The following is a 19,522-nucleotide window of genomic DNA, read 5'->3' as shown; positions in this document are numbered from 1 at the left end:
AAAAGAACAAGAATTTTGGGAGGCCAACATGCGCGCCAGCCGGCGGCTCCGCCAATCAGCCAGATCCATTGCGCTGCTGGGTTTTGCGATATTGGCCGCGAGCCCTGTCGCCGCCCAAAAGGCCGGCGGCACGCTCAGGCTCTATCACAACGACAATCCGCCCAGCACCTCGCTGCTGGAAGAAGCGACCATCGCCTCGGTGATGCCGTTTGCGGCGGTGTTCAACAACCTCGTCGTGTTCGATCCTGCCAAGGTCCACGAGAGCCTCGAGACAGTGATCCCGGATCTGGCCGAAAGCTGGTCGTGGGATCCGACCAACACCAAACTGACGTTCAAGCTGCGGCAGGGCGTGAAATGGCATGACGGCCAGCCGTTCACCGCCAGGGACGTGCAATGCACCTGGCGGATGCTGATAGGCAAGGGCGATGCCAAGGATTTTCATCGCAACCCGCGCAAGGTCTGGTACTCCAAGCTGCAGGACGTCAGCGTCAACGGCGACTATGAGGCGACCTTCGAACTCAGCGAGCCGCAACCGAGCCTGCCGGTGCTGCTCGCGAGCGCGTTTTCGGTGGTGTATCCGTGCCACGTTCCGCAATCCGTGATGCGGACCAGGCCGATCGGCACCGGCCCGTTCAAATTCGTCGAATTCAAGCGCGGCGACTCGATCCGCCTGGTGCGCAACCCCGACTACTTCAAGAAAGGCCGCCCCTATCTCGACGAGATCGCGGTGCGGACCATCGACAGCCGCGCCACGCGGATGCTGGCGTTCGCGACCGGCGATTACGACATCACTTTTCCCTCCGACATCAGCGTTCCCCTGATGAAGGACATCAAGGCGCAGGCGCCGAAGGCGATCTGCGAAATGACCACGACGGGAACCCAGATCAATTTGCTGGTCAATCGCGTCAATCCGCCGTTCGACAATCCGGAGATCCGAAAGGCCATGTCGCTGGCGCTCGATCGCAAGGCCTTCAACACCATCCTGATGGAAGGGGATGCGCGGCTGGGCGGGGCCATGCTGGCGAAGCCCGAGGGCGAATGGGGCATGCCGCCGGAAATGGTGGCGTCGCTGACGGGATATGGTCCCGACACCGACAAGAACATCGCCGAGGCGCAGGCCATCATGCAGAAGCTCGGCTACAGCGATGCCAAACCGCTGCCGATCAAGATCCAGACGCGGAACCTGCCGACGTACCGCGATCCGGCCGTGATCGTGGCCGACCAGCTCAAGAAGATCTACATCGTCGGCGAACTCGATATTCTCGACACGCCGCGATGGTATGCCAGGCTCGCCAAGAAGGATTACACCATCGGACTGAACGTCACCGGCGTCAGCGTCGACGATCCCGACGGCAATATCGTCGAGAACTATTCCTGCAATTCGGAGCGCAACTACACCCAGTACTGCAATGCCGAGGTCGACAGGCTGCTGTCGGCGCAATCGCGCGAGCTCGACCGGGACAAGCGGAGCAGGCTGGTCTGGGACATCGAACGTATCCTGGTCGAAGACGCCGCACGCCCGATCATCCTGCACTCATCGGCCGGCAATTGCTGGCAGCCCTACGTGAAGAATTTTCGCCCGCACGACAACAGCCAGTACAACAACCTGCGGTTCGAGGATGTGTGGCTGGATAAGTGACGGCCGAAAGGCCGTCATCTACGATGCGCAATTGCGCATCTGAGGGCGCGCTTAGCGCGAACCCGGGATCTCGAGATTCCCCGGTGTGCAATCGCGCATCGTGGCCGCGCACTATCCACGTCATTGCGAGCGAAGCGAAGCAATCCATGGCGCAACAAAGCAAGCGTGGATTGCTTCGTCGCTACGCTCCTCGCAATGACGATGGTAGGGCTGCGATCAAATCCTACGACTGGCTCTGCCACTGCCCCGGGCGCCCGGCCTGTTCGACGTTGACGGCCACCGTCAGCGTCTCGTTGCCGCCGCCATAACGGGTGCCGCGCACCGGGGCGGCGCCGAGATAGTCGAGCCCGATGGCGACGCGGGCGTGCGCGTCCGTGGTGCAGACGGCGTTGGCCGCATCGAACCCGACCCAGCCCAGATCAGGCACGAAGGCTTCCGCCCAGGCGTGGCCGGCCTGCTGGTTGACCATGCCGTCGGAGCGCAGGAAATGCCCGGAGACGAACCGCGCCGGCACGCCGCCGGAGCGCGCGCAGGCGATGAAGATATGGGCGTAGTCCTGGCACACGCCGCGCTTGAGCCCAAAGGCCTCCGCCGCGGCGGTGCCGCTGTTGGTGGGGTCTTCGTCGAACGTCATGTGCTCGTTGATCTGCACCATCAGCGCGTGCAGGAAGCCGAGCACGTCGCCGTCCGATTCCGAGCGCAGCTCGCGGGCAAAGGTCGCCATCGCCGGATTGACCTCGGTCAGCGCGGTCGAACGCAGGAACAGGCTCGGCGGGAAGCGCTCGTCGGTGCCGCGCAGCACGCCGCCGGTGTCGTGGGTTTCGATCAGGCCCTCGACATTGATGGTGAGTTCGGCGAGCGGCCCATACGTCAGCACATGCGTCACGTTGCCGAACGCATCCTGGTGCATTTCGAGCCGCGAATCGGTCGAGACGTCGATCTGCCATTCGGCGATGTACTGCCCGTCATGGCTGGAGGGCGTCATCCGCAGAATCTGGATCACGCCCGTGGCCGGCGGCTCGTAGCGATAGCTGGTGGAATGGGCAATTCGCAGGCGCATGGCGTACCAGGATGGGGTTGGGATCGTCGTGCCCGGGCTTGACCCGGGCATCCACGTCTTTCTCCGTGGACCACTCCCTAAAACAAGACGTGGATGGCCGGGTCAAGTCCGGCCATGACGGTATCAGATGAGATACTGCTTGGTGATGATTTCACCCAGCCGTGCGTTATCCGCAAGGAACTCCTGGATGAACTCATGCACGCCATGCTGGAAGATATCGTCCATATGGCTGTGTTCAAGGCGGTTGCGGACGCCGCGGGCGTGGCGCTGCGCGGCGCCCTGGCGGCCGTAGGCGACGCCGATCTGGTCGAGATTGCGGACCAGATTGCTGTAACAGCTCGCCAGCGAGCGCGGCAGCGTATCGTTCAGGATCAACAGGTCGGCGATCAGCCAGGGTTTCAGCGTTTCGCGGTAGACCCAGTGATAGGCGGTCAGCGCCGACACCGAGCGCAGGATCGAGGTCCACTGGTAGTAATCCAGGGGACCGCCGACATGCTCCTCCTCGGGCAGCAGCACGTGATACTTCACGTCGAGAATGCGGGCGGTGTTGTCGGCGCGCTCCAGATGCAGGCCGAGCCGCGAGAACCAGTAGGCATCGTTGCGCAGCATGGTCCGATAGGCCGAGCCGTCGAACCGCAGCGAGGTTTCCTGCACGAAGCGCAGGAATTTGGCGAGTTCCTCACGGGTCGAGGTGCCCTTGCCCCAGACTTCCTGCAATTCGATCCAGGCCGAGTTGATGGTGTCCCACATCTCGGAGGTCAGCGCGGTGCGGACCGAGCGGGAATTCAGCCGCGCGGCCTCGATGCAGTTCTTGATCGACGAGGGGTTGGACGGCGAAAACGCCAGATACTCGACGACGTTGTGTTCGTTGGCTTCGGAATAGGCCTCGTAGAAGCTCGCGCCGACGCCGGCGGTGAGAAGTGCGGAGTCCCATTCATTGGTCTTGCCGATATAGGCGGCGGGAAGGGCGGTGACGCGCAGGGTCGCGTCGATGGTGCGCGCCAGATATTCCGCCCGCTCGACATAGCGGGCCAGCCAGTACAGGTTTTCGGCGGTGCGCGACAGCATGCGAGGGTCTTGCTCTCTATTCGTCCAGAATCCAGGTGTCCTTGGTGCCGCCGCCCTGGCTGGAATTGACCACCAGCGAACCTTCCTTCAGCGCCACGCGGGTCAGCCCGCCCGGCACGATGGTGACGTGGTTGCTGCCGGTCAGGACGAACGGACGAAGGTCGACATGGCGCGGCGCGAGGCCCGACGCGGTGCAGGTCGGGCAGGTCGACAGCGCCAGCGTCGGCTGGGCGATGAATCCTTCCGGCTCGCGCTTCAATTTATCGCGGAACGCCTCGATCGTCGCCTTGGTGGCGGCCGGCCCGATCAGCATGCCGTAGCCGCCCGAGCCGTGCACTTCCTTGACCACGAGTTCGCTTAAGTTGTCGAGCACATAGGCGAGATCCTGCGGCTCGCGGCAGCGAAAGGTCTGCACGTTCTTCAGGATCGGTTCTTCGCCGAGATAGAATTTCACGACGTCCGGCATGTAGGAATAGATCGCCTTGTCGTCGGCGATGCCGGTGCCGACCGCGTTGGCGAGCGTGATATTGCCGGCCGCATAGGCCGACATCAGCCCGGGCACGCCGAGTGCGGAATCCGGGCGGAAGGTCAGTGGATCGAGGAAGTCGTCATCGACCCGGCGGTAGATGACGTCGACCCGTTTGAGGCCTTCGGTGGTCCGCATGAACACCTCATCGTTCTTGACCATGAGGTCGCGGCCCTCGACCAGCTCGATGCCGAGCTTGTCGGCCAAAAACGAGTGCTCGTAATAGGCGGAATTGTAGACGCCGGGCGTCATCAGCGCCACCGTCGGCTCGGCCGAGGCGCTGAGCGGCGCCACCGACCGCAATGCCGCCAGCAATTCATCCGGATATTTCTCCACCGGTGCGACGCGGTGGCGGGCGAACAGATCCGGAAACAGCCGCATCATGATTTCGCGGTTTTCCAGCATGTAGGACACGCCGGACGGCGTCCGCGCATTGTCCTCCAGCACGATGAAGTTGTCGGCGTCGACCCGGATGATGTCGATGCCGGCGATGTGGACATAGACGTCGTGCGGTACGTTCTGGCCGTTCATCTCCGGCCGGAACACCGGGTTCTGGAAGATCAGGTCTTCCGGGATGATATTGGCGCGCAGGATATCGCGGTCGTGGTAGATGTCGCGCAGGAACATGTTGAGCGCGCTGACCCGCTGCTTCAGGCCCTTCTCGAGCAGGGTCCATTCCTTCGCCGACAGGATCCTTGGGATTACGTCGAACGGGATCAGCCGTTCCTGGGCTTCGGCATCGCCATAGACGGCGAAGGTGATGCCGATCCGGCGGAACAGCAGCTCCGCTTCCTGGCGGCGATATTCGAGCGCGTCCGGCGGCGTCTCCTTCAGCCAGCGGGAGAGCTCCTGGTAGGCCGAGCGGAGGTCACCGCCGAGGCCGTTCATCTCATCGAACGCAACTGCCATAAATCCCGACTGCCCTTGGACGCCATACGACACAGTGCATGACTTAACGGGATGGTAGCAAGGCCCGGGCCAGCGGGATATGCATTGGCTAAGGGCATTTGCTATGGGTGTTTTGCGGTGCTGCCCGAAAAACCGGCTGCAGGGTGCTTGTTTCGGCAGCAAAACCCCGTGACTTCAAGGCGTTGGCCCGGCAAGGTCGCGTGCAAAGGGTGAGGAAAAGAAACTATGAGTGAGATCGTCACGGCGGGAATTCTGGTCATCGGTGACGAGATCCTGTCCGGCCGGACCAAGGACAAGAACATCGGTTTTATCGCCGAATATCTGACCAATATCGGGATCGACCTCAAGGAAGTCCGCGTCGTCGCCGACGACGAGGCCGATATCATCGCCGCCCTTGATGCGCTGCGGCATCGCTACAATTACGTCTTTACCACCGGCGGCATCGGGCCGACCCATGACGACATTACTGCCGACAGCGTCGCGAAAGCGTTCGGCGTCGGCATCGACCATCACCCCGAAGTGGTGGCGCGGTTTCGCGAGCGCTGGACCGAACAGGATTTGAACGAGGCGCGGCTGCGCATGGCCCGCGTTCCCGACGGTGCCGAGCTGATCCAGAGCGCGACCATTCTCGCGCCCGGCTTCAAGCTCGGCAATGTCATCGTCATGGCCGGTATCCCCTCGATCATGCAGGCGATGATGGATATCGTCGCGCCCCGGCTGAAGTCGGGGGTTCGGATGCTGTCGGAATCGGTCCGCGCCAATGCGCGGGAAGGCGACATCGGCGGGCCCTTGCGGGAAATCGCCAATGCGCATCCCGACACCATCATCGGCAGCTATCCGTTCCAGGACGAACACAAGAAACCGAACACCAATCTCGTCGTCCGCTCGCGCGATCCCGAAAAGCTCGCCGCCGCGATGGCGGCGGTGAAGGAGATGCTGGCGGGATTGAACGTTACCCGGTAACGGGGACGGCGACGGGGTTCTAAAAATGCAGGAGGAGATGATGGCGGCAGATGCTCCGGAACTGAGCGCGGAGGAGCGGGCGGGCAAGGCTTTCCCGGTCTCATGGGACCAGTTTCACCGGGATTGCCGGGCGCTGACCTGGCGGCTCAACGAGGTCGGACCGTTTCATGCGGTCATTGCCATCACCCGCGGTGGCCTCGTGCCGGCGGCGATCGTCGCGCGCGAACTCGGCGTGCGCATCATCGATACCGTCTGCATCGCGAGCTACGACCACACCAAGCAGGGCGACCTGAAGGTGCTGAAGGGCATTTCGGCCGACACCGCGTCGCTCGGCGGCGGCACCGGCAAGGGACTGTTGATCGTCGACGATCTCGTCGACACCGGCAAGACCGGGCGGCTGGTCCGCGACATGATGCCGGACGCGCATTTCGCCACCGTCTACGCCAAGCCGAAAGGCCGGCCGCTGGTCGACACCTTCATCACCGAAGTGTCGCAGGACACCTGGATCTTCTTCCCGTGGGATACCGCGCTCTCATTCCAGCCCCCGATCCGCGGCGACAGCGCGGCGTAGCCGTCATTGCGAGCCACCGGGTCGCGCGAATGCGCACCCGATGATAAACTCCGCGAAGCAATCCATCGCGCGGCAAAGAAAGTGTGGATTGCTTCGTCGCTGACGCTCCTCGCAATGACGCCTATTGCGAACAGTCAGGCTCGCACATGCCGCTGCAAAACCGGGTCACTCCCTCAGGCGACATCATCGCCACGCCACATCGCGGCCTGTTCACCGGCAATCGCGGCATCATCCATGACCCCGCGACCAAGACGCTACTGAAAAAGCGCTGGTCCACGCCAACGTGGATTACCTGCGTCTGCGAATTCAGGGGATGGCGGCGCAAGGTGATGGGCGGCCGAAGCTGGACCGAACTGTTCTTCCTCGACGAGGCGACCGCGTTTGCGGCCGGACACCGCCCCTGCTTCTTCTGCCGCCGCGCCGACGCCAACCGCTTTCGCGCGGCATGGGAGCAAGGCAACGGTGTTGCAAAGGTTCTCGCACGCGACATGGACGCCGTGCTGCATCGGGAGCGGCTGGATCGCGGCAGGAAGCGGCTGCATCCGCTGCCAATGCCGGTGAGGCAATTGCCTGAGGGGGCGATGGTGGAGGCGGGAGACGAGAGTTATCTGATCGTGCAGGGAAGGGCGCTGCAATGGTCACCGGCCGGCTATCGCGAGGTGGAGTGCGCGATCGAGCATGCGATGCTGCTGACGCCGCCATCGACATTGCGGGCACTGGCGGCAGGGTATCGGCCGGTGCTGCATCCGAGCGCGAGTCCATAGCGACAGGGTAGTCAGCGAGCACAATCTACCAAGCGGAAGCGGGAACGCATGGTCGCCCGCAGAGACCATGAGCCAGGGCCTAAACCGAATAAATTGAAAAGCGTCGGCGGACGTCCGTTCTGGAGCGTATTCCGGACTCACGCCGGACATCGCGCGAGGTCCGAAAAGTGCCAGCAACGGATATAAAAGTTGAGGCTCTGCTCACGCCTCGAAAACCAAGCGAGTTCCCGTGTACGAGCGTATGAGCTTCGTCGGCATCGCAGCGCGCGCGATTTCGTAGAAAGGTTCGCCCGTACAATGCAGCGGAACCACGTAAGTCGGATCGAGTTCCTGGAGTGCCTTGACCGTATCTCGAACGTATTCCTCTTGATAGGGCGCGAGATGGAAGCCCCCGATCACCGCATGAATTTTTTCCACGCCGGAGGCGGCTTGAGCCTGCCTGATCGCATTGACCACGCCGCGATGGCTGCACGAAGTCAGCACGACAAGCCCGCGTCCTTTCAGATTGAATGCCGTCGCGATCTCGTGCTGAAATTGATCCGGGACGACCGGCGCACTGCGTTCCGCCTCGCTGAGGCGCTCGGGATAACAGCCGACGCCCCGGTCGAAGCCGACGGTCATTGCACTCGGTGACAGTACTTTCTCGAAGCTCTTCTGGCCGATCTGCCCTGTCGTCACGGCGTGATCGACGACCAACGCTGGTCGCTCCGTGTAGGTGACGGCGATGTCGGCTTCTTCGAGCGCTTTGCGGTCGATAACGCCGAAGCTGCCGCGCACCGGCGGGCCAGTCCACTCGCGTGCGCAAAAGCATCCTTCGCCACCGACAAACAACGGCAGCTTGGGCTTTAGCTTGCCACTGTGCGCCTGCAAGAAACCAACGAGACCGCCAAAGTGGTCCTGGTGCCCGTGGCTCAGCACAAGTGCGTCGACGGCCGTGGGATCAACACCAAGCAGATTCGTGTTGTTGAGAAGGGCTTCCGGCGTGAAACCGAAATCAACCAGGATATTGCGCGCCTCGTTGCCGCGTTGCGACTCGACATGCATCGCAAGACCGAATTCGCTGACCAGCGTTCTGCGCGGCGGCTTCTCGCTGAGGCCCCAGCCAAAGTGCTGGACATCAAGGTTGGGCAGTTTCCTGCTCGGAGCGACAGCAAACTGATAGCTATCGATCACTATCCGAACCGCGACGCGGTCAAGCTCAGGCAATGATCCAGTGACGGCCTCGGCCCTCACCGGCTTCGAGCCTGCGAGGAGCGTAGCAAGCATCCCACTTAAGATACTGGCACCGCCGCCGCAGAGAAATTCTCGTCGTCCAACCTCGTCGCAGAAAAACTGCCGCCGAGGCACCCGAGGGCCTGCTTGCAACAGCGCAATTGAAGCAGAGGTCAAATCAATAGCCATTGTTAGCTCCCGTTCCTGTCAACAACGAGGCCATAAACAGAAGGTGCGGGACCGCTCCGGGCAGCAAACTCCGCGCCTTAGCGGTCATGCAAACTGTGACTCGGCTAGTTCTTCAAGTATCCGACGTAATAGACGCCGATGACGTTGCCGCTTGCATCGCGGATTGGTTCATAGCCGGTTACGTAAGGCTTCCCTAGGATATCGGCCTCTCCGTAATACCTTTCGCCCTTCAAAATAGCCGCGATGGCTTTACCCTTTGGGTCGAGAATGGTGCCTATTGCCCGCGACCCGTCATCCTTCCTGACATTGGTTGCCACACGAACGAACTCGTCGCCGCTCTTGACAAAGATAGTGGCCGTCCCACCGGCTTCCTTCTGCACCTCGTCGACCAGCACGAAGTTGTTATTCATCTTGGTCGCACCAAAATGTAAGGCAGGGACAATCTTCCCGACGACTTCCTCTTGCCCGTTGACAGTGGGCGTACCCAGTGTCGAAGCCTTCGACTTGAGGAGTTGCATCGCAACCTGGACATTCTCGGCGGCTTCAGCGAACACTCGCGCGGGGAACTGAATCGAAAAACCAGCAGCGAAGCCCAACAGTAACAGTGCGAGCAGGGACTTCTTCATGGTTACCTCCCATTGGCCTCACAGCATCTCGATGTGAAGACTATCGGGCGAGGAGGCCCATTTCGGCGATTGTAGTGGACGCCTCTTTTTTTCGCGTGCTTGTCAACGATCGCCGTCGAAGCACGCCGTCAAGAGGCTCCCGTAATGTCGGTCAGGGGTACTGCCGCGTTTCTTTATCCGATATGTCGCAGCCACTGTATGGATCACATCCGACCCACAAACGGAATGAGGCCCAATGTCTCAGTTGGGTCATTCGCGTCACTTTGACCTTGGACCAGCCACTTCCAGTCTACCCTGATCAACGGACGTCGTCAGATCGATCCTGCAGGTCTGGTTGGTACGGCAACTCGGTTGCGCGAAAACGTTGATTTTTTCAGCCGGATCAACGTGATTTGCCCTGTCCAGTCTGCCTTGAAAAAATATTCCGCTATGCGCGTCGGGCAAATCAAAACTATAAGCTGCGCCGTCCTGTCCCGGGAAGAGGGGCGTTGGCCATCGTCACGAACGTTGGGACGGGATGCGGTGGACGCAGCGGCGTCGTGTGTGAAGATCGATTGCAGGGCGGGGCTTCCCGTGAGCGATCGTCATCACGCCAGACGAGCGACGCCAAAGCGTACGGCAAAACCGTGTGGTCCTGGCACCCGTTGCTGGTGCTAAATTTGGGAGGCGTGTCGGCCCAACCGGGTGCGGACACGCCGTTAATCCTCCGATGACGGTGACAAGACGAATTCGTCGCCGGGGAGCGCGGCATAAGCCGTAAAACCATTGCGCAGGGACGCCGGAATGCTCCGACTGTACCTGTATGCTCGTGTGCGTTTTCCCTGTGCACTTTGCACGCGAGACCGCGGGTGCAGCAAGCACCCGGCGTTCCCTGCGCCCTCGATCGGGCGGAAGAATTTTCAACGACTCGGGCGCATTGCGCGGCGAGGGCGTGGACTCATATTTATGCACCGTCATTGCGAGCCACCGGGGCGGCGCTTTGCGCCGACCCGGTGGCTCGCAATGACGGTCTGATAAGTGCGGCGCCTTCACCCCAGCCTTTCGCGCGCCAGCTTCGCGCCGGCACCCAGCGCCATCAGCTTGGCTTCCGCGATATCCCGGCGCATCGGCGCCATGCCGCAATTCGTGGTCGCGACGATGTTGCTCTTCGGCACGAATTTGGACACCGCGTCGATCACCTTGACGACGTCTTCCGCGGTCTCGACCGTGTCGCTGGCGACGTCGATCACGCCGGCCTGGACGATCTTGCCGGGGAGCAGCGCGAGCAGATCGAGCGGGACGTGCGAATTGCGGCATTCGATCGCGACCTGCTGGATCGGGCTCTTCGCAATTGCCGGAAAGATATCTTCGTACTGCCGCCACTCGGCGCCCAGCGTTTGTTTCCAGTCGGTGTTTGCTTTGATGCCGTAGCCGTAGCAGATGTGCACGGCGGTGGCGCAGGTCAGCCCTTCCGCGGCGCGCTCCAGCGCCTTGATGCCCCAGTCCGAAACCTCGTCCATGTAGACGTTGAAGGCGGGCTCATCGAACTGGATCATGTCGACGCCGTCGGCCTGCAACGCCCTGGCTTCCTCGTTGAGCAATTCGGCAAAGGCGAACGCCATCTTGACCCGGTCGCCGTAATATTTGTCGGCGATGGTATCGATGATGGTCATCGGGCCGGGCAGGGTGAATTTCAGCTTGTGTGTGGTGTGGGTGCGGGCGATTCGAGCCTCGTCGGCATGGACGCGGCCCTTCAGCGTCAGGGGGGCGACCACCTGCGGCACCATCGCCTTGTAGCGATCCTTGCGGATGCCCATCTCGACCTTGTGGGCGAAATCGATGCCTTCGATCTTTTCCAGAAAGCCATGCACAAAGTGCTGGCGGGCCTGTTCGCCCTCGGTGACGATATCGACGCCGGCGTCTTCCTGCAGCTTGACCGCCAGCATGGTGGCATCGCGCTTGGCGCGGGCCAGTTCGGAGCCTGTGGACTTCCAAGGCGCCCAGAGCGTGTTGGGCTCGGCCAGCCATTCCGGCTTCGGCAGCGAGCCGGCGATCGTGGTTGGAAACAGCATTTTGGCCTCCCGGTCGGTTCTGATTGAGCGCCTGTCTGCCATGTCTTATGATCGAGGTACAGAACAACAAAAGTCGCCGTCGCCGGGCCTCGAGCCTGTCCCGGCGCGGCAGCAAGGGGAGCCATGATCAACCTGTATTACGCGCCGACGCCCAACGGCTGGAAAATCTCGATCATGCTGGAGGAACTCGGGCTTCCCTATACCGTCATCCCCGTCGATATCCGCGCCGGCGAACAATTTCGACCGGAATTTCTGGCGATCAGTCCGAATAATCGCATCCCGGCGATCGTGGATCGCGCGCCCGCCGATGGCGGCGAACCATTTTCGGTGTTCGAGACTGGCGCGATCCTGATTTACTTCGCCGAGAAGACCGGCCGGTTCCTGCCAAAGGACATGCGCGGGCGCTCGCAGGTCGTGCAATGGGTGATGTGGCAGATGGGCGGGCTCGGTCCGATGCTGGGCCAGCACGGCCATTTCGCGCTCTATGCGGCGGAAAAAATCCCCTACGCGATCGAGCGCTACCGCGACGAGGCGGCGCGACTCTACCGGGTGCTCGATACGCAATTGGGAAAAACCGGCGCTTACGTCGCCGGCGATTACTCGATCGCCGACATCGCCTGCTTCCCCTGGACCATGACGCACAAGGCGCAGGGCTTTACGCTGGACGGTTATCCGAACATCAAGCGCTGGTACGCCGTGGTCCGCGCCCGACATCAGGTGCAGGCGGGGCTGGCAATCGGGAAGTTCGTCAAGGAGCCGTTCGACGAGGAGGCGCGGAAGAACATGTTCGGACAGCGCGCGAAGGAGATGGCGAAGCAAAAATAACGGCTCGTCATTCCGGGACGCGCCACTTGGCGCGGGCCCGGAATCCATAACCACGATCGGGAGTATGGATTCCGGGCTCGCGCTGCGCGCGCCCCGGAATGACGAGAATCGCAAAGAGCAAAAGCCAAACAAAAGGAAACGCCATGATCGAATTCTTCTTCGACTGCTCCAGTCCCTGGACCTATCTCGCCTTCCACAACATCCAGCCGCTGGCCAAGGAGTTCGGCGCCGAGATGACCTGGCGGCCGATCCTGGTCGGCGGCATCTTCAACACCATCAATCCCAGCGTCTATGCCACGCGCGAAACGCCGGTGCCGGCGAAGCTGAACTACCAGAAAAAGGACATGGCGGATTGGGCGCGCTCCACTGGGCTAGCGATCAAAATGCGGCCGACCGTGTTTCCGGTGAACAGCGTCAAGGCGATGCGCGGATGCATTCATCTTGCGCCGGAGGGAAAGCTGGTCCCGTTCGCGCGTACGGTGTTCGAGATCTATTGGGGCGAGGACAAGGATATCTCGCAGGACGCGGTGCTGACGGAAGTTTGCCAGCGCGTCGGCGTCGATCCCCAAAAATTCTTCGCCGGGATTGGCGAGCAGGCGATCAAGGACCAGCTCAAGGCGAACACCGATGAAGTGATGGCGCGCGGCGGTTTTGGCTCGCCGACCATCTTCATCGACAAGACCGACATGTATTTCGGCAATGACCGCATGCCGCTGATCCGCGAGGCGCTCGCGCGGCGCAAAGAGCGGGCCGCCTGATGCCGAAGGCCGTCGTCTGCCGCGAGCTTGGGCCGCCCGAGCGTTTGCGACTGGAAAGCTTTGCCGCAGCGCCACTGGCGCCGGGGCAGGCGCGCGTCGCGATCCATGCCGCCGGGATCAACTTTCCCGACATCCTGATGGCCGCGGGCGAATATCAGCTCAAGCCGCCATTGCCGTTCACGCCGGGCGTGGAGGCCGCCGGCGACGTAGTCGAGGTTAACGACGCGAAGGGCGTCACTGTCGGTGACAGGGTCATCGTCAAGATGCGGCACGGCGCCTATGCCGACGAGGCTGTCGTGGTGCCATCGCAGCTCACGCCGCTGCCGTCGAGCTTCGACTACGCCGAGGGCGCGACGTTTCTGGCCGGCCACGGCACCGCCTATCACGCCCTGATCGATCGCGGCCAGCTTCAACCGGGCGAAGTGCTGCTGGTGCATGGCGCCGGTGGCGGTGTCGGGCTTGCGGCAGTGGAAATCGGCAAAATGCTCGGCGCCATTGTGATCGCGACGGCATCATCCGACGAGAAGTTGGCGGTCGCCAAGGCGAGGGGTGCCGATCATCTCGTGCGCTACGACCGGGAGCCGTTCCGCGATGCCGTCAAGCGCATCACCGACGGGCGCGGCGCGGATGTGGTGTTCGATCCCGTCGGCGGCGAGGTGTTCGAAAACTCGATGCGCTGCATCAACTGGGGCGCGCGGCTCCTGATCATCGGTTTTACCGGCGGCATCGGGCTGGCGCGCGCCAATCTGTTGATGATCAAGGGCGCCAGCGTGCTCGGCGTCCGCGCCGGCGAAGCCGTGCGGAAAAATCCGGCACTCGGGGAGGTGCGGATCAAGGCGCTGACGGAATGGGCGGAAGCCGGCAAGGTGCGGCCGAACATCTCGCACCGGCTGCCGCTGGAAGATTATGCGAAGGCGATGCGGCTGTTGCTGGAGCGCAAGGCAATCGGGCGGGTGGCGCTGGTGATGCGATGACTTCGTAGCGGTCATTCCGGGATGGTCCGAAGGACCAGACCCGGAATCTCGAGATTCTCAGGTGCGCAATTGCGCACCTAGTTCGATGCTTTGCATCGCTCCGGAATGACGGCTTCGCCGTCACTTATACCCGCGCTCTTTCCACCACGGGAAATAGTCCGGCATGTCGGCGGAAACCTTGTTCTTGAATTCGGCCGGGCGCTTTTCCAAAAACGACACCACGCCCTCCCTGACGTCCTCGGAGCGGCCGCGGGCGTAGATGCCGCGGCTGTCGACCTTGTGCGCTTCCATCGGATCGTCGGCGCCCAGCATGCGCCACATCATCTGACGGATCAGCGCTACCGAGACCGGCGCGGTCTTGGCGGCGATCTCCTTCGCCAGCGCACGCGCGGTCGGCAGCAATTCATCCGGCGGCACTACCTTGCTGACGAGACGGCCGGCCAGCGCCTCCTGCGCCGGGAAGACCCGGCCGGTGTAGCACCATTCCAGCGCCTGCGAGATGCCGACGATCCGTGGCAGGAACCAGCTCGAGGCCGCCTCCGGCACGATGCCGCGCTGGGAGAACACGAAGCCGAAGCGCGCCGCTTCGCTGGCGATGCGGATATCCATCGCCAGCTGCATGGTGACGCCGATGCCGACCGCCGGTCCGTTCACCGCCGCGATCACGGGCTTCAGGCATTTGAAGATGCGCAGCGTCACCTGGCCGCCGCCGTCGCGGACCTGGGGATCGCTGTAGTCGACAGCACCGCTGGCAAGCCGCTTCACCGGTCCGCGCCGCGCGTCGCGGTCGAACGTGTTGGCGCCGGAGGAAAGATCCGCGCCGGCGCAGAAACCGCGCCCGGCGCCGGTGACGATGATGGCGCGGACGTCGTCGTCCTTGTCGGCGGCATCGAAGGCGTCGATCAGTTCGGCCTGCATGGTGCCGTTGAAGGCGTTGAGCTTGTCGGGCCGGTTCAGCGTGATGGTCAGAATCTGCTCGGCGACCTCGTATTTGATCGTCTCATACGCCATGGGGTTGTTCCTCTGCGGTTATTGTTGATTTCACCTCGCCATTGCCGGGCAAAAGCGCGAAGCGCGTATTCGCATCAAATGACCCGGCAATCCATCTTTACAAAGAGGATGGATGCGCGGGTCAAGCCCGCGCATGACGAGCAGTGCGACGCCGCTCTACTTCTTCGGCGGCAACGGCCACGGCTTCTGCGGGCCCCGCAGGCCTTCGAACGTCTTCGCCATGCCGAGCACGCCGAGGTCGTCGAAACGGCGGCCGACGATCTGCACGCCGATCGGAAAGCCGCGTCTGTCGTAGCCGCCATTGATCGAGACGGCCGGGTTCTCCGACATGTTCCACGGCACGGTGTAGCAGATGTGCTCGAACGGCTTTGCGGGGTCGTTGATGGGGGCTGCGAATTCGGCGGGGAAATTCACCACCGGCGACACCGGCGACACGACGTAGTCGAGATCGCAGAACAGCTTTGCCGCCGCGGCCCGGATCGCCATCGTCATGTTGAAGCCCCGGATCACGTCGACGCCCGAAAGCTTCGCGCCGGCCTCGGCCCATTGGTAGATGTAGGGCAGCGCCTTGGCGCGCTGTTCCGGCGCGAGCCTGGACAGATCGTCCCACATCCGCGCGCGCCAGAAATTGTCGAGGCCGTCGAGCATCTCGCGCGTCAGTATGCCATCGACTTCGGTAATGACGGCGCCCGCCGACTCGAAGGCCTTGGCAGCCTTCACGGCGACGTCGCGGACTTCCTTCTCCAGCGGCTGGCCGACGCCGGGATCGAGCATCAACCCGATGCGCAGTTTGCGCGGCGACTTGTCCAGCGCCTTCCAGTTGATCTCATGCGCCGGCAGGCTCATGCCGTCGCGCCGGTCGGGCCGCGACAGCACACTCATCATCAGCGCCGCATCGTCGACGGTGCGGGTCATGGGGCCGGCGACGCGGCCGACATAAGGTGGATCGACCGGAACGCGCCCGAGGCTCGGCTTCAGCGCCACCAGGCCGCACCAGCAGGCCGGCAGCCGCACCGAGCCGCCGATATCGGTGCCGAGATGCAGCGGGCCGTAGCCGGCCGCACCCGCAGCACCCGCGCCGGAACTGGAGCCTCCGGGATTCTTGCTGACGTCCCAGGGATTGCGGGTGAGGGGATGGAAGCTCGACAGGCCGGATGACAACATGCCGTAATCCGGCATCGTGGTCTTGGAGAAGATCACAGCCCCTGCCTCGCGCAACCGCGCGGCCGGCGGCGCATCCCGCTCTGCGGGTACCAGCTTCACGCTGGCAGCGCCCAACGGCACCGGCTGGCCTTTGGTGGCGATATTGTCCTTGATCGTGACCGGCACGCCATCGAGCGTGCCCATCGGCTCGCCCTTCTGCCAGCGCTCGGTCGAGGCTTTTGCAGTGGCGCGGGCGCCCTCGGGATCGAACGCGTAGAGCGCCTTGATGTGCGGCTCCCACACCGCGATATGCGCCAGCACCTCTTCGAGCACTTCCGACGGCGAGAACTGCTTGGCGCGATAGCCCGCGATCAGGTCGACGGCGGAAAGGTCGTGCAGCGACGTGACGGCTTCTTCACGTTTCGTTTTATGCATGGGAACCTGCTGCCAGACGGGTTTCGATGATGCGGGCGAACATGCTGGCGCCGATCGGCAGGATCTTGTCGTCGAGCACGTAGCCGGGATTGTGCACCGGCACCGAACCGTCATGGCCGACCCAGAAATAGGCCCCGGGCACCCGCTGCATCATGTCGGCAAAATCCTCGCTGCCCATCTTCGGCTGCGTCCGGGTGATGACCTTTGCCGGGTCGACCACGGTGCGGGCCACGGCCTCGACCACCCTGGACTGCTCTTCCTGGTTGACCAGCACGCTGAACGTATCGCGGATATCGGCCACGATCTCGACCTGAAACGCCGCGGCCATGCCGGCGCAGATCGCGCGCATCCGCTCCCGGATCAGCGCGCGTACCTCGTCGGAGAAGGCGCGGACGGTGCCGCAGAGCTTCGCTTCGCCGGGAATGACATTATAGGCCGAGCCGGCATGGATCTGGGTTATCGACAACACGGCCGGTTCGTTGGGGCTGACGTTGCGGCTGACGATGGTCTGCAGCGCCTGGCCGAGCGTCATGGCAATGACGACCGCATCCTTGGAGCGCTCCGGCATCGCGCCGTGGGCGCCGTAGCCGTTGATGGTGATGTCGAAGAAGTCGGCGCCGGCCATTGCAGGGCCGGGCAGGATCCCGATTTCACCATGGTTCAGGTCGGGCGCGTTGTGCAGCCCGTAGATCTCGTCGCAGGGGAATTTATCGAACAGCCCGTCCTTGATCATGGCGCGGGCGCCGCCGAGGCCTTCTTCGGCGGGCTGGAAGATGAAATGCACGGTGCCGTCGAAATTTCTGGTCTCGGCGAGATAGCGCGCGGTGCCGAGCAGCATGGTGGTGTGGCCGTCATGGCCGCAGCCGTGGAAGCGGCCGGGAATGGTCGAACGCCAACGCAGGTTGGTGTTTTCCTCCATCGGCAGCGCGTCCATGTCGGCGCGCAGGCCGATGCGCTTAGCCCCACTGCCTTTGCCCTTGAGCACGCCGACCACGCCGGTGCCGCCGAGACCGCGATGCACCTCGATGCCCCATCCCTTCAGCTTGTCGGCGACGATGCCCGACGTGCGCACTTCCTCGAAACCGATCTCGGGATGCGCGTGCAGATCGCGGCGAATGGCGGTGAGTTCGTCGGCAAAGCCTTCGATGCGGTCGATATTGGGCATGTCTGTTTATCCGGTTGAGCTTGACTTGGCGGTGGGAACGAAGGGAGAGCCGTTCGGCTTGATGCGGATGCCCGGACGCAGCCGCGTCCAGGGAAGCGAGGCGGTATCGGCCGGCATCGCGCCCGGCGCGGCGCAGATCAGAAGCCGTTCGGCGATCGGTTCGAAATCGGCGCGGAAATGCACCGAGCTCTTGTTGACCAGGATCGATTGCTCAGTCGGTTCGATGCCGACATAGCGATACATCGACTGATCGGCGAGCTGCGCCTTGTGCGAACTCACGACCACCCTGACATCGCCGATCCGCAGGCAGGCCGATGGGCCCATGTCCATGTCGCGGCCGCCATAATAGGGACCGGGCGCCACGAATTGTCCGTCCGACAGCTTTTCGACGACGAAGGCATCCTTGTACGGCGCGTCGCCGGGAATGCCGGACTTGCCCCCGAGCGCCAGCGTCACCGTCGCGCCGACGCCCGCTGCATGCGCCGCTCTGGCCGATTGCGGATCGTAGATCACGCCGTGAGCCGCGCGCGTCGCCTTGTTGCGGACCAGCGCGCGGAGCATGCCGGTGGTGTCGGAATCGCCGCCGGCGCCGGGATTGTCCTGGGTGTCGGCGATGATGATCGGCTTGCTCGCGGTCCTGGCCAGCTCCATCGCGTGAAGCACGCCCTCGTCGGGCGTAAAGATACGGCCATCGAAATCGTCCTCATGGCCTTGGATCAGCGCGACCAGTTTGTCGGCAGCCGCATCGGCATCGGCCTGGGTCTTGCCATAGGCGAATATGCTCGGTCCGCAATCCCTGAAATCGGCGGCCGGAAAACCGGGCGCAAAGGACAGCGTCGGCACCGCGTCGTTCTCCAGTGCCGCCAGTTTTTCGTAAATGCCCTTGGTCGGCTGATCGTTGGTGCATTGCCAGCTGATCGGAATCAGGAAAGGCAATTGCCGGAAGGCCTTTGCGAAGCGCGCCTTCGTCTTCAGCATCAGCGCGAGATGCCTTGCGGAGGCGCGGCCGGTGTCGGCCATATCGACGTGCGGGTAGGTGCGATAGGCGATCAGTGCATCCGCATGTTCTACCATTTCGGGCGTCACATTGGCGTGCAAATCGAGACTGACGACCAGCGGCAGTTCCTTGCCGATTACCTTGCGCACGCGGGCGAGAATTTCGCCTTCGCCATCGTCGAGGTGCTCGGTCACCATCGCGCCGTGCAGGTCGAGATAGACCGCATCCAGCGGGCCGGCCGCCGCGATGCCGCCGACCATCTCCGCGACGATGCGCTCATAGGCATCTTTCGTGACATGGGCAGAGGGACTGGCGCCGCAGGAGATGGTCGGAACCAGTTCCCAGCCATTGGCCTCGGCGGCTTCGACAAAGCCAGCCAGTCCGACATTGATCTTGCGCATGACTTTGACGACATCGGGACCGTGCGCCATCGCCGGCCAGCCGCCACCATGGACGAAATCGTCATACGTCGCCTTCGTTGGCGCAAAAGTGTTGGTTTCGTGTAGAAAGCCGCCAACGGCGATGCGGGTCATCAATGAAGTCTCAGCCTGTGTTAGATGCGCGCGACGTTAGCCCCGTCATTGCGCGAAGCGCAAGCTGTGAAGCAATCCCGTTTTGCATGCCGCATGGGCGTCA

17 protein-coding genes are annotated in these 19,522 nt (G+C 62.9%); 7 read left to right on the top strand and 10 right to left on the bottom strand.

The annotated features are described in order from the left end of the window. The first annotated feature begins 28 nt into the window (after positions 1-28). Positions 29-1,639, top strand: a complete 1,611-nt coding sequence (locus V1289_RS02970; protein ID WP_334395560.1) for an ABC transporter substrate-binding protein — start codon at positions 29-31, stop codon at positions 1,637-1,639. A 223-nt stretch (positions 1,640-1,862) separates the two neighbouring features. Here the strand turns inward: V1289_RS02970 and V1289_RS02965 are convergent, their stop codons facing one another. The 3 genes from V1289_RS02965 to V1289_RS02955 form a co-directional block, all read right to left on the bottom strand. Continuing rightward, the gene (locus V1289_RS02965; RefSeq protein WP_334407243.1) at positions 1,863-2,699 is read right to left on the bottom strand and encodes a transglutaminase family protein; all 837 of its coding nucleotides are present in this window, start codon (positions 2,697-2,699) and stop codon (positions 1,863-1,865) included. 123 nt (positions 2,700-2,822) lie between these two features. Then, on the bottom strand, positions 2,823-3,767 hold the full coding sequence (locus V1289_RS02960) for an alpha-E domain-containing protein (protein ID WP_334395559.1): 945 nt from the start codon (positions 3,765-3,767) through the stop codon (positions 2,823-2,825). A 16-nt stretch (positions 3,768-3,783) separates the two neighbouring features. Beyond that, positions 3,784-5,202, bottom strand: coding sequence for a circularly permuted type 2 ATP-grasp protein (locus tag V1289_RS02955; RefSeq protein WP_334395558.1), 1,419 nt, complete (start codon positions 5,200-5,202; stop codon positions 3,784-3,786). Between the two features lie 225 nt (positions 5,203-5,427). Between V1289_RS02955 and V1289_RS02950 the strand changes: the two genes are divergently transcribed. The 3 genes from V1289_RS02950 to V1289_RS02940 all read left to right on the top strand — a co-directional run bounded on the left by V1289_RS02950 (position 5,428) and on the right by V1289_RS02940 (position 7,500). Next, positions 5,428-6,165: a competence/damage-inducible protein A gene (locus tag V1289_RS02950; RefSeq protein ID WP_334395557.1), complete on the top strand. Its 738-nt coding sequence runs from the start codon at positions 5,428-5,430 to the stop codon at positions 6,163-6,165. Between the two features lie 40 nt (positions 6,166-6,205). Beyond that, the gene (gpt, locus tag V1289_RS02945) at positions 6,206-6,736 is read left to right on the top strand and encodes a xanthine phosphoribosyltransferase (protein ID WP_334395556.1); all 531 of its coding nucleotides are present in this window, start codon (positions 6,206-6,208) and stop codon (positions 6,734-6,736) included. A gap of 146 nt (positions 6,737-6,882) precedes the next feature. Next, positions 6,883-7,500, top strand: a complete 618-nt coding sequence (locus V1289_RS02940) for a hypothetical protein (RefSeq protein ID WP_334395555.1) — start codon at positions 6,883-6,885, stop codon at positions 7,498-7,500. Between the two features lie 201 nt (positions 7,501-7,701). Here V1289_RS02940 and V1289_RS02935 read toward each other — a convergent pair whose 3' ends face one another. From V1289_RS02935 to V1289_RS02925, 3 genes are all read right to left on the bottom strand, one after another. Beyond that, positions 7,702-8,901, bottom strand: coding sequence for an MBL fold metallo-hydrolase (locus V1289_RS02935; RefSeq protein WP_334395554.1), 1,200 nt, complete (start codon positions 8,899-8,901; stop codon positions 7,702-7,704). A gap of 104 nt (positions 8,902-9,005) precedes the next feature. After that, positions 9,006-9,527, bottom strand: a complete 522-nt coding sequence (locus V1289_RS02930) for a Cache 3/Cache 2 fusion domain-containing protein (RefSeq protein WP_334395553.1) — start codon at positions 9,525-9,527, stop codon at positions 9,006-9,008. A gap of 1,028 nt (positions 9,528-10,555) precedes the next feature. Then, entirely contained in the window at positions 10,556-11,578 is a 1,023-nt protein-coding gene (locus V1289_RS02925) for a methionine synthase (protein ID WP_309177916.1), read from the bottom strand. 123 nt (positions 11,579-11,701) lie between these two features. Between V1289_RS02925 and V1289_RS02920 the strand changes: the two genes are divergently transcribed. From V1289_RS02920 to V1289_RS02910, 3 genes are all read left to right on the top strand, one after another. Further along, positions 11,702-12,403: a glutathione S-transferase N-terminal domain-containing protein gene (locus V1289_RS02920; RefSeq protein WP_334395552.1), complete on the top strand. Its 702-nt coding sequence runs from the start codon at positions 11,702-11,704 to the stop codon at positions 12,401-12,403. A gap of 143 nt (positions 12,404-12,546) precedes the next feature. After that, positions 12,547-13,161, top strand: coding sequence for a 2-hydroxychromene-2-carboxylate isomerase (locus V1289_RS02915; protein WP_334395551.1), 615 nt, complete (start codon positions 12,547-12,549; stop codon positions 13,159-13,161). After that, positions 13,161-14,135: an NADPH:quinone oxidoreductase family protein gene (locus V1289_RS02910; RefSeq protein ID WP_334395550.1), complete on the top strand. Its 975-nt coding sequence runs from the start codon at positions 13,161-13,163 to the stop codon at positions 14,133-14,135. The genes V1289_RS02915 and V1289_RS02910 overlap by 1 nt, the downstream gene beginning before the upstream one ends. 120 nt (positions 14,136-14,255) lie before the next feature. Here V1289_RS02910 and V1289_RS02905 read toward each other — a convergent pair whose 3' ends face one another. The 4 genes from V1289_RS02905 to V1289_RS02890 all read right to left on the bottom strand — a co-directional run bounded on the left by V1289_RS02905 (position 14,256) and on the right by V1289_RS02890 (position 19,419). Continuing rightward, the gene (locus V1289_RS02905; protein ID WP_334395549.1) at positions 14,256-15,146 is read right to left on the bottom strand and encodes a crotonase/enoyl-CoA hydratase family protein; all 891 of its coding nucleotides are present in this window, start codon (positions 15,144-15,146) and stop codon (positions 14,256-14,258) included. Positions 15,147-15,302: 156 nt separating this feature from the next. Further along, positions 15,303-16,724, bottom strand: a complete 1,422-nt coding sequence (locus V1289_RS02900; RefSeq protein WP_334395548.1) for an amidase — start codon at positions 16,722-16,724, stop codon at positions 15,303-15,305. After that, positions 16,717-17,889: a M20 aminoacylase family protein gene (locus V1289_RS02895; protein ID WP_334395547.1), complete on the bottom strand. Its 1,173-nt coding sequence runs from the start codon at positions 17,887-17,889 to the stop codon at positions 16,717-16,719. Before V1289_RS02895 ends, V1289_RS02900 begins: the two co-directional genes overlap by 8 nt. Positions 17,890-17,895: 6 nt before the next feature. After that, complete coding sequence (locus V1289_RS02890; RefSeq protein WP_334395546.1) at positions 17,896-19,419, bottom strand: M81 family metallopeptidase; 1,524 nt, start codon at positions 19,417-19,419, stop codon at positions 17,896-17,898. Positions 19,420-19,522: the final 103 nt, after the last annotated feature.

The sequence above is a fragment of the Bradyrhizobium sp. AZCC 2289 genome, assembly GCF_036924615.1.
Taxonomy (GTDB): Bacteria; Pseudomonadota; Alphaproteobacteria; order Rhizobiales; family Xanthobacteraceae; genus Bradyrhizobium.
Note: the sequence above shows the minus strand (reverse complement) of the source record. Positions and strands in the feature narration are given on the sequence as shown.

Bases quoted from the DNA above. Each gene is read 5' to 3' on its own strand.
- V1289_RS02970 (WP_334395560.1), top strand. From the start codon at position 29: ATGCGCGCCAGCCGGCGGCTCCGCCAATCAGCCAGATCCATTGCGCTG.
- V1289_RS02965 (WP_334407243.1), bottom strand. From the start codon at position 2,699: ATGCGCCTGCGAATTGCCCATTCCACCAGCTATCGCTACGAGCCGCCG.
- V1289_RS02960 (WP_334395559.1), bottom strand. From the start codon at position 3,767: ATGCTGTCGCGCACCGCCGAAAACCTGTACTGGCTGGCCCGCTATGTC.
- V1289_RS02955 (WP_334395558.1), bottom strand. From the start codon at position 5,202: ATGGCAGTTGCGTTCGATGAGATGAACGGCCTCGGCGGTGACCTCCGC.
- V1289_RS02950 (WP_334395557.1), top strand. From the start codon at position 5,428: ATGAGTGAGATCGTCACGGCGGGAATTCTGGTCATCGGTGACGAGATC.
- gpt (WP_334395556.1), top strand. From the start codon at position 6,206: ATGGCGGCAGATGCTCCGGAACTGAGCGCGGAGGAGCGGGCGGGCAAG.
- V1289_RS02940 (WP_334395555.1), top strand. From the start codon at position 6,883: ATGCCGCTGCAAAACCGGGTCACTCCCTCAGGCGACATCATCGCCACG.
- V1289_RS02935 (WP_334395554.1), bottom strand. From the start codon at position 8,901: ATGGCTATTGATTTGACCTCTGCTTCAATTGCGCTGTTGCAAGCAGGC.
- V1289_RS02930 (WP_334395553.1), bottom strand. From the start codon at position 9,527: ATGAAGAAGTCCCTGCTCGCACTGTTACTGTTGGGCTTCGCTGCTGGT.
- V1289_RS02925 (WP_309177916.1), bottom strand. From the start codon at position 11,578: ATGCTGTTTCCAACCACGATCGCCGGCTCGCTGCCGAAGCCGGAATGG.
- V1289_RS02920 (WP_334395552.1), top strand. From the start codon at position 11,702: ATGATCAACCTGTATTACGCGCCGACGCCCAACGGCTGGAAAATCTCG.
- V1289_RS02915 (WP_334395551.1), top strand. From the start codon at position 12,547: ATGATCGAATTCTTCTTCGACTGCTCCAGTCCCTGGACCTATCTCGCC.
- V1289_RS02910 (WP_334395550.1), top strand. From the start codon at position 13,161: ATGCCGAAGGCCGTCGTCTGCCGCGAGCTTGGGCCGCCCGAGCGTTTG.
- V1289_RS02905 (WP_334395549.1), bottom strand. From the start codon at position 15,146: ATGGCGTATGAGACGATCAAATACGAGGTCGCCGAGCAGATTCTGACC.
- V1289_RS02900 (WP_334395548.1), bottom strand. From the start codon at position 16,724: ATGCATAAAACGAAACGTGAAGAAGCCGTCACGTCGCTGCACGACCTT.
- V1289_RS02895 (WP_334395547.1), bottom strand. From the start codon at position 17,889: ATGCCCAATATCGACCGCATCGAAGGCTTTGCCGACGAACTCACCGCC.
- V1289_RS02890 (WP_334395546.1), bottom strand. From the start codon at position 19,419: ATGACCCGCATCGCCGTTGGCGGCTTTCTACACGAAACCAACACTTTT.